Origin of the sequence: Paraburkholderia hospita (assembly GCF_002902965.1) — a bacterium.
Classification (GTDB): Bacteria; Pseudomonadota; Gammaproteobacteria; order Burkholderiales; family Burkholderiaceae; genus Paraburkholderia; species Paraburkholderia hospita.
Window position 1 is genome coordinate 2,203,456 of the sequence record NZ_CP026105.1, and the last position, 14,478, is coordinate 2,217,933.

Consider the following 14,478-nt stretch of genomic DNA (forward strand, 5'->3'; position numbering starts at 1 on the left):
TCAGCCCATGTTCAGCGTAATTCAGAACCGGGCAGATGCGTCTTACATGTTCAGCGCGCGCTTGTCGACGGCGAGCGCCGCTTCACGCATCACTTCAGACAGCGACGGGTGCGGGTGGCAGATACGGCCGATGTCTTCCGACGCAGCCTTGAACTCCATCGCGACAACCGCTTCGGCGATCAGATCCGACGCATTCGCCGAGATGATGTGCACGCCGAGCAGTTCGTCCGTCTTCGCGTCAGCGATCATCTTGACGAAACCATCCGCCTTGTTGATGCCGAGCGCGCGGCCGTTCGCCATGAACGGGAACTGGCCCGTCTTGACTTCGCGGCCTTCAGCCTTCAACTGCTGTTCCGTCTTGCCGACCCACGCGATTTCCGGTTCCGTGTAGATGACCCACGGCACGCAGTTGTAGTCGATATGCGGCTTCTGGCCGTCGATGATTTCGGCGACCAGCACGCCTTCGTCTTCGGCCTTGTGCGCGAGCATCGGGCCGCGCACCACGTCGCCGATCGCGTACACGTTCGGCACCGACGTCGCGCAGTGGTCGTCGACGTCGATGAAGCCGCGCTCGTTCGCCTTCAGGCCAATCGCTTCGAGGCCGAGGTTGTCGGTGTTCGGCACGCGGCCGATCGACACGATCAGGCGGTCCGCGTCGAGCGTCTTCGCGTTGCCGTCCTTGTCCGTGTACGCGATCGACACACTGTTGTCGCTGGCCTTCACTTCGCCGACCTTCACGCCAACGTGAATGTCGAGGCCTTGCTTCTTGAACTGCTTGGCGGCTTCCTTCGCGAGCGCCTGGTCGGCGGCGCCGAGGAATTCGGGCAGCGCTTCGAGCACGGTGACTTCCGAGCCCAGGCGGCGCCACACCGAGCCCAGCTCCAGGCCGATCACGCCCGCGCCGATCACGGCGAGCTTCTCCGGCACTTCGGTGAACGACAAAGCGCCTTCGTTATCCGCGACGATCTTGTTGTCGACGGGGACGTTTGGCAGGTGACGCGCCTTCGAGCCCGTCGCGATGATCACGTTCTTTGCCGTGACCACTTCCGTCTCGCCTTCGCCCGACACTTCGATCTGCACGCCGGCGTCCGTCTTGCCCGTGAACTTGCCGTGGCCCTTGAGCCACGTGATCTTGTTCTTGCGGAACAGGAACTCGATGCCCTTCGTCATCTTTTCGACGATGCCTTCCTTACGGGCCAGCATCTTCGCGATGTCGACCTTCACGTTCTCCACGCTGATGCCGTGGTCCGCGAGGTGATGCGACGCGTTTTCGAACTCTTCCGACGACGCGAGCAACGCCTTCGACGGAATGCAGCCGACGTTCAGGCACGTGCCGCCCAGCTTCAACGCGCCGGCCGGGTTCTTCCACTTTTCGATACAGGCAACCGACTTGCCGAGCTGCGCAGCGCGAATGGCCGCGATGTAGCCGCCGGGACCGGCACCGATCACGACGACGTCAAATTCTTTGGACATGACTATCCTTTTTGGCTAACCGACGCGGCCGCGCTTCGCGGCGCGCGTGGCTTCAGATACTGCGGAAATGCGAGAGACACCTGATGCATATATCGCGACGGCGGCTCATAACTTCAAGCCGCCGCGCATCATGCATTACAGGTCGAGCAGCAGACGAGCCGGATCTTCCAGCGCGTCCTTCATCGCGACCAGCGACAGCACGGCTTCGCGGCCGTCGATGATACGGTGGTCGTACGACAGCGCCAGATAGTTCATCGGGCGGATCACGATCTGGCCGTTTTCGACCACTGCGCGTTCCTTCGTCGCGTGCACGCCGAGGATCGCCGATTGCGGCGGGTTGATGATCGGGGTCGACAGCATCGAGCCGAACACGCCGCCGTTCGAGATCGAGAACGTGCCGCCCGTCATTTCTTCGATCGACAGCTTGCCGTCCTTCGCCTTCTGGCCAAATTCGGCGATCTTCTTCTCGATGTCCGCGAGGCTCATCTGGTCTGCGTTGCGCAGGATCGGCACCACGAGGCCGCGCGGCGAGCCGACGGCGATACCGATGTCGAAGTAGCCGTGATAGACGATGTCGTTACCGTCGATCGACGCGTTCACCAGCGGGAACTTCTTCAGCGCGTGGACAGCCGCCTTCACGAAGAACGACATGAAGCCGAGCTTCACGCCATGTTCCTTCTCGAACTTGTCCTTGTACTTGTTGCGCAGGTCCATCACGGGCGCCATGTTCACTTCGTTGAACGTCGTGAGGATGGCGTTGGTTTGCTGCGACTCGAGCAGACGCTCAGCGATACGCGCGCGCAGACGCGACATCGGCACGCGTTGTTCCGGACGGTCCTTGAGCCACTGGTCGGCCGATGCCGGCGCGCCCACTTGCGGCAAGGCCGGCTTGGCAGCGCGCGCGGGCGCTGCTGCCGGTGCCGGCGCAGCCTTGGCAGCCGGTGCGCCTGCGGCGACGGCATCCTGCTTCGTGATGCGGCCATCGCGGCCCGTGCCGGCGACGTCGCCCGCAGCGACGCCCTTCTCGGCCAGAATCTTCGTCGCAGCCGGCGATGCCGTGGTGCTTGCGCCTGCCACAGCGGCAGCCTGTGCCGGTGCAGCCGCTGCTGCCGGCTCAGCTTGCGGAGCCGGCTTGACTTCGGCTTCGACAGCCGCTTCGCCCGCCTTGCCTTCCGTATCGATCTTCGCGATCACTTCGTCGGCGACCACGATATCGCCGTCGTTCTTGATGACCTGCGCGAGCACGCCTGCCGACGGAGCCGGCACTTCGAGCACGACCTTGTCGGTTTCGATTTCGATCAGGATTTCGTCCTGGGCGACAGCTTCGCCCGGCTTCTTCTTCCACTGCAGCATCGTGGCTTCCGAGACCGACTCGGACAGCTGGGGGACCTTGACTTCAACAATAGCCATTTGATTTCTCTGAATACGTATCGGATGACAACGAACCTTGTGCGAGCCGCGTCTGATTGTCGCGCGTGATTGCCGCGCTTACATGGGTGATTCAGACGTGGGCGGGAAAGCGCTCAGCGCTTTCCCGGTTCGCTCTCTGTGGTTATTTAACGATGGACGCGCCTTTCAGACGGCCAAACGCGCCTTCGATCAGCGCCTTCTGCTGCTCGTAGTGCTTCGCGTAGTAGCCGACAGCGGGCGAAGCCGAAGCGGGACGGCCGCTGTATGCCAGCTTCTGTCCTTCCTTCATGCCTTCGCGCAGGTGATGTTCGATGTAGAACCACGGGCCCTGATTCTGCGGCTCGTCCTGCACCCACACCACTTCGGTTGCGTTGTCGTACTTCTTCAGTTCGGATTCGAACTGCTTGTGCGCGAACGGATAGAGCTGTTCGATACGCACGATCGCGACGTCCTGCGCCTTCGCTTCGCGGCGATGCGCAAGCAGGTCGTAGTACACGCGGCCCGAGCAGACCAGCACGCGCTTGACCTTCTTGGCATCGATCGAATCGTCCGTTTCGCTGAGAACCGGCTGGAACGAGCCCTTCGCGAGTTCCGACAGATCCGACACGGCTTCCTTGTGACGCAGCAGCGACTTCGGCGTGAAGACGACGAGCGGCTTGCGGAACAGGCGGATCATCTGGCGGCGCAGCAGGTGGAAAACCTGTGCCGGCGTTGTCGGCTGTACGACCTGCATGTTGTGATCTGCGCACAGTTGCAGGAAGCGCTCGATACGCGCCGACGAGTGCTCCGGACCCTGGCCTTCGTAGCCGTGCGGCAGCAGCATCGTCAGGCCCGACACGCGGCCCCACTTCACTTCGCCCGACGAGATGAACTGGTCGATCACGACCTGCGCGCCGTTCACGAAGTCGCCGAACTGCGCTTCCCACGCGACGAACGTGTTCGGCTCAGCCGTCGAGTAGCCGTATTCGAAGCCGAGCACGGCTTCTTCGGACAGCACCGAGTCGATCACCGTGAACTTCGCCTGACCTTCGGCGATGTTCTGCAGCGGCACGTACGTGCCGTCGTTCCAGCGTTCGCGGTTCTGGTCGTGCAGCACTGCGTGACGGTGCGTGAACGTGCCACGGCCCGAGTCCTGACCCGTCAGGCGCACGGCATAACCCGATGCGACCAGCGACGCGAATGACAGATGCTCGCCCATGCCCCAGTCGAGCTTCGCTTCGCCACGGCCCATTGCACGGCGGTCGTTGATCACGCGCTCGACGAGCGGGTGAACCTTGAAGCCTTCGGGGATCGTCGTGATACGCTCGGCCAGACGCTTGAGTTCGGCGAGCGGCACAGCCGTGTCGGCTGCGTCCGTCCACTTGCGGTTCAGGAACGGAACCCAGTCGACGGCGTACTTGCTCTTGTAGTTCGACAGGACCGGGTCGACCGTGTGGTGACCTTCGTCCATCGCCTTGCGGAATGCCTTGATGAATTCATCGCCTTGATCGGCGGTGATGACGCCTTGCTGCACCAGCTTTTCCGCGTACAGCGCGCGCGTGCCGGGGTGCTTGGCGATCGTCTTGTACATCAGCGGCTGCGTGACGGCGGGCGTGTCCTGCTCGTTGTGACCCAGCTTGCGGAAGCAGATGATGTCGATCACGACATCCTTGTGGAACTGCATCCGGAAGTCGATGGCCAGCTGCGTAGCCAGCACGACCGCTTCGGGATCGTCGCCGTTCACGTGCAGCACGGGCGCCTCGATCATCTTGACGACGTCCGAGCAATACAGCGTGGAGCGTGCGTCGCGCGGGTCGGACGTGGTGAAGCCGATCTGGTTGTTGATGACGATGTGCAGCGTGCCGTGCGTGCCGTAACCGCGCGTTTGCGCGAGGTTCAGCGTTTCCATCACGACGCCCTGACCTGCGAAGGCGGCGTCGCCGTGGATCTGCACAGGCAGCACTTGCAGGCCGTTCTCGTCGCCGCGACGGTCCATACGGGCCTTCGCCGAACCTTCGACCACCGGGTTGACGATTTCGAGGTGCGACGGGTTGAACGCGAGCGACAGGTGAACCGGGCCGCCTTCCGTTGCGACATCCGACGAGAAGCCCTTGTGGTACTTCACATCGCCTGCGGGCAGATCGTCGACGTGCTTGCCTTCGAATTCGGCGAACAGGTCAGCGGGCATCTTGCCCAGCGTGTTGACCAGCACGTTCAGACGGCCGCGGTGCGCCATGCCGATGACGATTTCCTGCACGCCGCTCTTGCCTGCGTGATGCACGACTTCGTCCATCGACGCGATGAAGCTTTCGCCGCCTTCCAGCGAGAAGCGCTTCTGACCGACGTACTTGGTGTGCAGGAAGCGCTCGAGGCCTTCTGCTGCCGTCAGTCGGTTCAGGATGTGCTTCTTTTTGTCATTCGTGAAGTTCGGCGTGGAGCGGATCGATTCGAGACGTTCCTTCCACCAGCGCTTCTGTTCCGGATCGCTCAGGTACATGTACTCGGCGCCGATCGTGCCGCAGTACGTGTCGCGCAACGCCTTGACGATGTCCCGCAGCGAAGCCTGTTCGAAACCGAAGTACAGGTTGTTCGTGTTGAACGTCTGGTCCATGTCGGCTTCGGTGAAGTCGTAGAACGCAGGTTCAAGCTCGGGAATGTTCGGACGTTCGCGGCGCTTCAGCGGATCGAGGTTGGCCCACTGCGAGCCGAGGAAGCGATATGCGCCGATGAGGGACTGCACATAGACCTGCTTACGCGCGGTGGTGAGATCCTCACCACCCGTGCGCGGCAGGAAGGCATTCGCCTTTGCGCGCTGAGCAAATGATTCGACGATCGGGCCATGGGCCACGTCGTTGGCACTGGTGCCATCCGATGCAGGAACGTTCTGCAGAGCGTCGAAATAATTGCGCCAGGTCTCGGGCACTGACGCGGGATTGTCGAGATATGCTTCGTACAACTCTTCTACGTACGGAGCATTGCCGCCGAACAGATACGAGTTCGACTGGAATTGCTTCATCATTTTACGCTCACCTTTCTTCGAGCTTCTCGAGAAATAGCGGGTTACTGAACCTTCCGCGACACGGCCTGACCGTTTAGCGGATTGCGCGAATCAAGTCTTGCTTGGAAGGACCTAAACTTGCACTCGCGGGAGCATAGCACATAACCCATAGTTGACATAGGACAGGTCTCAACTGGAAAGCCCGTGCTACGGGGCTTTGCGGCAAGTTTTATGCTTGCGTAACAGTGTTTGCGGCACTGCAGAAGAATACTTTAGGCGCTTATAGGAAGCTCTGCAGCGAAACGCGCAACGCCAATGCAAAAAGCCGCCCGAGGGCGGCTTTTTGCTGAGACTTTCGCGAGGCTTCGCGCGATCAGTCGACGGCTGCTTCGCGGCTTGCGCGGCGGCGCTCGTGTTCCTTCAGATGGCGCTTGCGCAGACGGATGCTTTGCGGCGTCACTTCGACGAGTTCGTCTTCGTCGATGAATTCGACCGCGTATTCCAGCGACATCTGGATCGCCGGCACGAGGCGCACGGCTTCGTCAGTACCCGACGCACGCACGTTGGTCAGCTGCTTGCCCTTGATCGGGTTCACGACGAGGTCGTTGTCACGGCTGTGAATGCCGATGATCATGCCTTCGTACAGCGCGTCGCCCGGCTTCACGAACATGCGGCCGCGATCCTGCAGTTTCCACAGCGCGTAAGCGACAGCAGCGCCGTCGTCCTGCGAGATCAGCACGCCATTGCGGCGCTCGCCGAGCGAGCCTTCCCGGACGGGTGCATATTCGTCGAACACGTGGCTCATCAGGCCCGTGCCGCGCGTGAGCGTCAGGAATTCGCCCTGGAAGCCGATCAGGCCACGCGCCGGAATGCGGTACTCGAGGCGCGTACGACCACGGCCGTCCGACGCCATGTCGAGCATTTCGCCCTTACGGCGACCCAGCTCTTCCATCACGCCGCCCTGGTGCGAGTCTTCGAGATCGACTGTCAGCAGTTCGTACGGCTCGTGCTTCACGCCGTCGACTTCATGCAGCACCACGCGCGGACGCGACACGGCCATCTCGTAGCCTTCGCGGCGCATGTTTTCGATCAGGATGGTCAGGTGCAGCTCGCCGCGGCCCGACACTTCGAACACGGTTTCGTCGCCCGTGTCTTTCACGCGCAGCGCGACGTTGTGGTTCAGTTCCTTCATCAGACGATCGCGGATCTGGCGGCTCGTCACGAACTTGCCTTCCTTGCCCGCGAGCGGTGACGAATTCACGAGGAAGTTCATCGTCAGCGTAGGTTCGTCGACGGTGATCATCGGCAGCGCTTCGGGCGCTTCCGGCGCGCAGATGGTCGCGCCGATACCGACTTCTTCGATGCCGTTGATCAGCACGATGTCGCCGGCTTCGGCTTCGGCGACCTGCACGCGCTCGAGGCCTTCGAACGACAGCACCTGGTTGATCTTGCGGTTCAGGATTTCGCCTTCCGGACCGAAGCGGATCACGACCTGCTGACCCGGCTTGATACGGCCGCGCGTGATACGGCCCACGCCGATACGGCCAACGTACGTCGAGTAATCCAGCGACGTGATCTGCAGTTGCAGCGGACCATCCGGATCGGCCGGGCGAACGGGCACGTGCTCGAGAATCGCTTCGAACAGCGGGCGCATCGTGCCTTCGCGCACGCTCGGGTCCAGGTCGGCATAACCGTTCAGGCCCGACGCGTAGACGATCGGGAAGTCAAGCTGGTCTTCGGATGCGCCGAGCTTGTCGAACAGGTCGAACGTCTGGTTGATCACCCAGTCGATACGCGCGCCGGGACGGTCGATCTTGTTGATCACGACGATCGGCTTCAGACCCAGCGCGAGCGCCTTTTTCGTCACGAAGCGGGTTTGCGGCATCGGGCCTTCGACCGCGTCGACGAGCAGCAGCACGGAATCGACCATCGACAGCACGCGCTCCACTTCACCCCCGAAGTCGGCGTGGCCCGGGGTGTCGACGATGTTGATGTGCGTGCCTTCGTATTCGACGGCGCAGTTCTTGGCGAGAATGGTGATGCCACGCTCTTTTTCGATGTCGTTTGAATCCATCACGCGTTCAGCGATCTGCTGGTTTTCGCGGAAGGTGCCGGACTGGCGGAGCAGCTGGTCGACGAGCGTGGTTTTGCCGTGGTCGACGTGAGCGATGATGGCGATATTGCGGAGAGCGCGGGACATAGGAACCTGGAGACGCTGGGGTACGAATGGAGTGCGCCACCTGCCCAGCCACCTTCGCCAAGCCCAAAGCGCACTTTTGGGAACCAATAATTATAGCACGTACGAGTGACGCGTTTCTGGTATTCCCCGATAGCGCGCTCCTTCGTCTCGATAAAGCGACACGCGCCTCGCTGCTCGCAGCCGCTGCGCACTCTCCTCTGACGCGAGAAAGATCCTTGCCTAAGCTGTAATAACGCTTGCCGCGTCAATTATTCGTCTCTACAATCCTGCATAGTCAACCATTGCATTCGCACGAGAATCATGACCGAACCGTCCCACACGCCATCGCCTGAGGTCAGCGAATACCAGCTGGGCGAGAGCGTCGGCTATCTGATTTCCCGCGTGAAGTCGACCATGTCGAACCTCGTGACGCAACGCACGATGGCCGAACTCGGCATCACCAGCCAGCAGGCCAGCGTGCTGTTTATGGTTGCCAGCGGCAAATGCGTGCTCGCCGCCGAACTCGCGCGGGAATACGGCATCGACGCCAGCGCCGTCACGCGCCTGATCGATCGCCTCGAAAAACGCGGCCTGCTCACGCGGGTGCGCAGCGCTGAAGACCGGCGCGCGGTGCGCCTTGCGCTGACGGCCGAAGGTCACGCAATCGCCGCGCGCATGCCGGCTGTTTTCACCAGCGTGACCGAGAAACTGCTATCCGGCTTTTCGCCAGAGGAAACGGGATTCCTCAAAAGCCTTCTGAGACGCGTGCTCGCGAACAGCTGCGAAGTGTTCAGCGAAACCCGTGACTCGGCAAGTAATACCGATAACAAATCGTAAGAAATTAGTTGCATCGTCCATTATAGAAAAATGCCATTACACGCAAAGAGTCGAGCGATGAAATTCCTTTCCAGGCCCGCGCCCGCTTCGTCGGGTCGTGCGGCCGTCGCCGCGGCCGTGGCGGCATTCGCCCTCGCCGGCTGCGCGAATTACTTCGATCTCAAGGACGACAAGCAGATTGCGTCGACCTCGCAGTTCGAAGCGTCGCAAAGCCTGCCCGCCGAAGGCGGCCAGTGGCCGGCGCTCGATTGGGCCAGCCAGTTCGGCGACCCGCAGTTGCCGAAGCTGATCGCGGAAGCGCTCGAAGGCAATCCGTCGATCGCGCAGGCGCAGGCGCGTATCGCGAAGGCTTCGTCCTATATCGAATCGTCGAAGTCGGCGCTTTATCCGAAGGTCGAAGGCAGCTATTCGTGGACCCGCGAGCTGTATTCCGAAAATGCGCTGTTCCCGCCGCCCTTCGGTGGGACTTGGTACAGCGAAAACAATGTGCTCGCCAGCGCTTCCTGGGATCTCGACCTGTGGGGTAAGAATCGCCAGCGGCTCGGCCAGGCCGTGTCGCAGGAAAAAGCCGCCGAAGCGGACATGCAGCAGGCGCGCGTGACGCTCGCCGCGTCGGTTGCGCGCACGTACAACTCGCTTGCGCAGTTGTATGCACTGCGCGACATCGCCGAGCGCGAGATCAAGAATCGTCAGACGATCGGTGTCATCGCGAACGACCGCGTAAAAGCCGGCCTGGACACCAACGTCGAACGTCAGACGGCCAACGGCAACATCGCGACGAGCCAGTCGAACCTGACGGAGCTCGACGGCCAGATCACGACCACGCGCTACCAACTCGGCGCGCTGCTCGGCAAAGGGCCGGACCGCGGCCTGCAGATCGCCAAACCAACGTTCAACCCGGGCGGCGCCGTCACCCTGCCCGACAACGTGCCGGCCGATCTCATCTCCCGCCGCCCGGACATCGTCGCCGCGCGCTGGCAGGTCGAAGCCGCGATGCACGACGTGAAGGAAGCGAAGGCCGAGTTCTTCCCGGACGTGAACCTCGCTGCCGGCTTCGGTTTCGATGCGTTCGGCTGGGGCAAATTCCTGACCTCGTCGAGCCGCCAGATCCAGTTCGGCCCGGCAATCCATCTGCCAATCTTCGACGCCGGCGCGCTGCGCTCGCAACTGAAAGGCCGCTACGCCGACTTCGACCTCGACATCGCAAACTACAATCAGACGCTCATCAGCGCGCTCTCGGACGTCGCCACGGAGATTTCGTCGATCCGCTCGCTAGACCATCAGCAAGGCGACGCGCAGCGCGCGCTCGACGCGTCGACGAAAGCGTACGACCTCGCCGTGATCCGCTACAAGGCAGGGCTCTCGCCGCAGTTGCAGGTGCTGACGGCCGACCAGAATCGCCTCGCCGCCGAACAGACCGTGACGAACCTGAAGATGCGCCGCCGCGATCTGCAGATCGCGCTGATCAAGGCGCTCGGCGGCGGTTTCGACGCGACGCAGACGGGCCTCATCGTGCCGACGGATGCGCCCGCTTCGTCGGCCTCGACGGCCCACGCGGCGAACTGAGCGCCCCAGCAAAGAAACGCACACGCACACCCGATTGCGATCCGAATAAACGATACAAACTGACAGAATCCGGAGCATATCCATGAGCACGCCCCAACAACCCGCGAACGCGCAGCCGGCCAGCAACGGCAAACGCAAGCGCATGATGACGCTGCTCGTCATCGTGATCCTGATTGCCGCGATCGCGTACGGCCTCTACTACTTCCTCGTCGCGCGCTTCCACGAAGAGACCGACGACGCGTACGTGAACGGAAACGTCGTGCAGATCACGCCGCAGGTGACGGGCACCGTCATCGCCGTGAACGCGGACGACACGCAGACCGTCAAGGTCGGCGATCCGATTGTCATGCTCGATCCTGCCGACTCGCGCATCGCGCTGCAATCCGCGGAAGCGAATCTCGGCCAGGTCGTGCGCCAGGTGCGCGGCCTCTACGCCGACGACAGCCAGTACCAGGCGCAGGTTGCCGTGCGCCAATCGGACCTGTCGCGCGCGCAGGACGATTTGAAGCGCCGCATGCAGGTCGCCCAGACGGGCGCTGTTTCGCAGGAAGAAATCTCGCACGCTCGCGACGCCGTCAAGAGCGCGCAAGCCGCGCTCGACGCGTCGCAGCAGCAACTCGCGTCTAACCGCGCGCTGACGGCGAACACGACGATCGCGAGCCACCCGAACGTGCAGGCCGCGGCCGCCAAGGTCCGCGACGCGTATCTGAACAACGCGCGCAACACACTGCCCGCGCCCGTCACGGGCTATGTCGCGAAGCGCTCGGTGCAGGTCGGCCAGCGTGTCGCGCCGGGCAATCCGCTGATGGCGATCGTGCCGCTGAACGCCGTGTGGGTCGATGCGAACTTCAAGGAAGTGCAGCTCAAGCACATGCGCATCGGCCAGCCCGTCGAACTGACGGCGGACGTGTACGGCTCGTCCGTCAAGTATCAGGGCAAGGTGGTCGGCTTCTCGGCGGGTACGGGTTCGGCGTTTTCGCTGCTTCCCGCGCAGAACGCGACGGGTAACTGGATCAAGGTCGTGCAGCGTCTGCCCGTGCGTATCGCGCTCGATCCGCAGGAACTGGAGAAGCATCCGCTGCGCATCGGCCTGTCGATGCAGGTCGAAGTGAGCATCAAGGACGACACGGGCGGCGAGCTCGGCAGCGCAGTGAACACCGTGTATCAGACCAACGTATTCGAAAAGTACGGCGATCAGGCCGACGCGGAAATCGCTCGCATCATCACTGAAAACGCCGGCCCGAATGCAGGTCAGCCGCAGAAGGCGGCGACGGGCTCGAAGACTGCGGCCAAGCTGATGTAAGCGGCACGCATCTGCCACGCATCTGCATCAGACAAGGTTCGAACAATAGATGGCTCAGTCTCAAGCGCAAGTCCCTCACCCGCCGCTCGAGGGCGCGCAACTGGTGATCGGCACCATCGCGGTGTCGCTCGCCGTTTTCATGAACGTGCTGGACACGTCGATTGCAAACGTGTCGATTCCGTCGATCTCCGGCGACCTCGGCGTGTCGTCCGACCAGGGCACGTGGGTGATCACGTCGTTCGCGGTCGCCAATGCGATCTCCGTGCCGCTCACCGGTTGGCTCACCGACCGCATCGGCCAGGTGCGCCTGTTCATGGCGTCGATCGTGCTGTTCGTGATCTCGTCGTGGATGTGCGGGCTCTCGCCGAACCTGCCGTTCCTGCTCGCCTCGCGCGTGTTGCAGGGCGCCGTGGCCGGTCCGATGATTCCGCTGTCGCAAACGCTGCTGCTCGCGAGTTATCCACGTGCGAAGGCGCCGATGGCGCTATCGATGTGGGCGATGACGACATTGATCGCGCCCGTTGCCGGTCCTATTCTTGGTGGCTGGATTTCCGACAACATCTCGTGGCCGTGGATTTTCTACGTGAATATCCCGGTCGGGATCATCGCCGCGCTCGCCACATGGGCGATCTTCCGCAACCGCGATTCCGTCATTAAGAAAGCGCCGATCGATATGGTCGGTCTCCTGCTGCTGATCACGTGGGTCGGCTCGTTGCAGGTGATGCTCGACAAGGGCAAGGATCTCGACTGGTTTTCATCGACGACGGTCGTGGTGCTTGCGCTGACGGCCGTGATCGCGCTGGCGTTCTTTATCGTGTGGGAGCTGACGGACAAGCATCCTGTCGTCGACCTGTCGCTGTTCAAGCTGCGCAATTTCACGGGCGGCACGGTGGCGCTCGCGATCGGCTATGGACTGTACTTCGGCAATCTCGTGCTGCTGCCGCTTTGGCTGCAAACCGACATCGGCTACACGGCGACGGACGCGGGTCTCGTGATGGCGCCTGTCGGCGTGTTCGCGATCATTCTTTCGCCGCTGACGGGCAAGATTCTGCCGCGCACTGATCCGCGCTATATCTCGACGGCGTCGTTTCTGGTGTTCGCGCTGTGTTTCTGGATGCGCTCGCGCTATACGACGGGCGTTGATACCTATTCGCTAATGCTGCCGACGTTGATCCAGGGGATCGGCATGGCGGGCTTCTTCATTCCGCTAGTGTCGATCACGCTGTCGGGGTTGCCGGGGAACCGGATTCCGGCGGCGTCGGGGCTGTCGAACTTCGTTCGGATCATGTGTGGTGGGATCGGCACGTCGATCTTCGAGACGGCGTGGGATCATCGATCGATTCTGCATCACGCGCAGTTGAGCGAGCATGCGAATGCGTATAACCCTGTGTTCAATCAATCGGTTACGCAGATGAGTGGGCTCGGGCTGAATCAGTCGCAGGCGTATGGGCTCGTCAATTCGATGACGACGCAGCAGGCGGCGCAGCTTGGGGTGAATGATCTCTTTTATATTTCGGCGGGGATATTTGTTGCGCTGATTGCGTTGATCTGGGTGACGAAGCCTGAGCGTGCGGGTGGTGGGGATTCAGCCGCTGCGGCGTCGGCGGCGCATTGAACGTACGCTTTTGATTTGCCCTTTGGGCTGTTGGTTTGGTTTGCTTTTCGCTGGCATCCGCGATTTGACTTCGTGGCACGGCCGGTTTGGTTGTTCTAGCCTTTTCGCTGGCATCCGCGCTATGCCTTCGTGCTTCACGCGTGGCCCCTGTGCGGGGCGGCACCTACTTTTCTTTGCCGCCGTGTATGGACCGGGGACATGGGTAACGGGTGTGCGGGGACATGGGTAACACTCTGGGCGAACTATTCGCCCGGAGCCGCTCATGTCCTGGAACCCGAGAGACACCATGAACCTCCGTCTGGAATTCGTTGAACTCGCCTCGCAGGAAGGCGCCAACCGGCGTGCACTGTGCAGGCGCTTCGAGATCAGCCCCAAGACCGGTTACAAGTGGCTGGCCCGTCACGCGCAGGGTGGCGATGCCGCACTGACCGATCGTTCGCGTCGGCCGCAGCAGAGCCCGGCGCGCACGGCGCCGCAGCTCGAACAGGACGTCATTGCGCTGCGACGGGCGCATCCGGCCTGGGGTGGGCGCAAGATCGGCCAGCGCCTGCGTGATCAGGGCCACGTCGGGGTGCCCGCGCCCAGCACCATTACTGACATCCTTCACCGTCATGACCTGATCAGCCCCGAGGCCTCCGAGGCCGCCACGCCCTGGCAGCGTTTCGAGCACGCACAGCCGAACGATCTCTGGCAAATGGATTTCAAGGGTTGGTTTGAGTTGCAGGACGGACGGCGCTGCTCGCCGCTGACGGTACTGGACGATCATTCACGCTTTAATCTTGTGCTCGATGCCTGCGGCAAGACTGACACCCGCATCGTGCTCACCCACTTGCGGCAGACCTTCCGTCGCTACGGTCTGCCGTTGCGCATCAACGCGGACAACGGTTCGCCGTGGGGCAGTCCGGGCCAGCCGGGACAGCTTACCGCACTGGGAGTCTGGCTTGTTCGTCTGGGCGTGCGACTGTCCCACAGCCGCCCGTTGCATCCGCAAACCAATGGCAAGGACGAACGGTTTCATCGAACCTTGAAGGCGGAAGTCCTCAATGGCCAGCACTTCCGTACCCTGCGCAACGCCCAGAACGCATTCGATGCATGGCGCACGGTGTACAAGTGTGTTT

General features: G+C 62.2%; 8 protein-coding genes and 1 pseudogene. 5 read left to right on the forward strand and 4 right to left on the reverse strand.

The window, feature by feature from the left end:
- Positions 1 to 42 precede the first annotated feature (42 nt).
- From lpdA to typA, 4 genes are all read right to left on the reverse strand, one after another.
- The gene (lpdA, locus tag C2L64_RS10035) at positions 43 to 1,473 is read right to left on the reverse strand and encodes a dihydrolipoyl dehydrogenase (protein ID WP_090838422.1); all 1,431 of its coding nucleotides are present in this window, start codon (positions 1,471 to 1,473) and stop codon (positions 43 to 45) included.
- A 135-nt stretch (positions 1,474 to 1,608) separates the two neighbouring features.
- Positions 1,609 to 2,883: a 2-oxoglutarate dehydrogenase complex dihydrolipoyllysine-residue succinyltransferase gene (gene odhB / locus C2L64_RS10040; protein WP_007587415.1), complete on the reverse strand. Its 1,275-nt coding sequence runs from the start codon at positions 2,881 to 2,883 to the stop codon at positions 1,609 to 1,611.
- 142 nt (positions 2,884 to 3,025) lie between these two features.
- Positions 3,026 to 5,881 (reverse strand): 2-oxoglutarate dehydrogenase E1 component, encoded by a 2,856-nt coding sequence (locus tag C2L64_RS10045; protein ID WP_007587416.1) that lies wholly within the window; start codon positions 5,879 to 5,881, stop codon positions 3,026 to 3,028.
- A 352-nt stretch (positions 5,882 to 6,233) separates the two neighbouring features.
- Positions 6,234 to 8,060, reverse strand: coding sequence for a translational GTPase TypA (typA, locus tag C2L64_RS10050; RefSeq protein ID WP_007587417.1), 1,827 nt, complete (start codon positions 8,058 to 8,060; stop codon positions 6,234 to 6,236).
- 300 nt (positions 8,061 to 8,360) lie between these two features.
- Between typA and C2L64_RS10055 the strand changes: the two genes are divergently transcribed.
- From C2L64_RS10055 to C2L64_RS10075, 5 genes and pseudogenes are all read left to right on the forward strand, one after another.
- On the forward strand, positions 8,361 to 8,876 hold the full coding sequence (locus tag C2L64_RS10055) for a MarR family winged helix-turn-helix transcriptional regulator (RefSeq protein WP_007587418.1): 516 nt from the start codon (positions 8,361 to 8,363) through the stop codon (positions 8,874 to 8,876).
- Positions 8,877 to 8,933: 57 nt separating this feature from the next.
- Positions 8,934 to 10,442: an efflux transporter outer membrane subunit gene (locus C2L64_RS10060; RefSeq protein ID WP_090838424.1), complete on the forward strand. Its 1,509-nt coding sequence runs from the start codon at positions 8,934 to 8,936 to the stop codon at positions 10,440 to 10,442.
- 82 nt (positions 10,443 to 10,524) lie between these two features.
- On the forward strand, positions 10,525 to 11,745 hold the full coding sequence (locus tag C2L64_RS10065; RefSeq protein WP_090838426.1) for an EmrA/EmrK family multidrug efflux transporter periplasmic adaptor subunit: 1,221 nt from the start codon (positions 10,525 to 10,527) through the stop codon (positions 11,743 to 11,745).
- Positions 11,746 to 11,794: 49 nt separating this feature from the next.
- Positions 11,795 to 13,360, forward strand: a complete 1,566-nt coding sequence (locus C2L64_RS10070) for a DHA2 family efflux MFS transporter permease subunit (RefSeq protein WP_090838428.1) — start codon at positions 11,795 to 11,797, stop codon at positions 13,358 to 13,360.
- A gap of 262 nt (positions 13,361 to 13,622) precedes the next feature.
- A pseudogene (locus tag C2L64_RS10075) lies at positions 13,623 to 14,468 on the forward strand (IS481 family transposase); the annotation flags it as partial.
- Between the last annotated feature and the right edge of the window lie 10 nt (positions 14,469 to 14,478).

Excerpts from the sequence above, each read along its gene's own strand:
- lpdA (WP_090838422.1), bottom strand. The coding sequence starts at position 1,473 with ATGTCCAAAGAATTTGACGTCGTCGTGATCGGTGCCGGTCCCGGCGGC.
- odhB (WP_007587415.1), bottom strand. The coding sequence starts at position 2,883 with ATGGCTATTGTTGAAGTCAAGGTCCCCCAGCTGTCCGAGTCGGTCTCG.
- C2L64_RS10045 (WP_007587416.1), bottom strand. The coding sequence starts at position 5,881 with ATGATGAAGCAATTCCAGTCGAACTCGTATCTGTTCGGCGGCAATGCT.
- typA (WP_007587417.1), bottom strand. The coding sequence starts at position 8,060 with ATGTCCCGCGCTCTCCGCAATATCGCCATCATCGCTCACGTCGACCAC.
- C2L64_RS10055 (WP_007587418.1), top strand. The coding sequence starts at position 8,361 with ATGACCGAACCGTCCCACACGCCATCGCCTGAGGTCAGCGAATACCAG.
- C2L64_RS10060 (WP_090838424.1), top strand. The coding sequence starts at position 8,934 with ATGAAATTCCTTTCCAGGCCCGCGCCCGCTTCGTCGGGTCGTGCGGCC.
- C2L64_RS10065 (WP_090838426.1), top strand. The coding sequence starts at position 10,525 with ATGAGCACGCCCCAACAACCCGCGAACGCGCAGCCGGCCAGCAACGGC.
- C2L64_RS10070 (WP_090838428.1), top strand. The coding sequence starts at position 11,795 with ATGGCTCAGTCTCAAGCGCAAGTCCCTCACCCGCCGCTCGAGGGCGCG.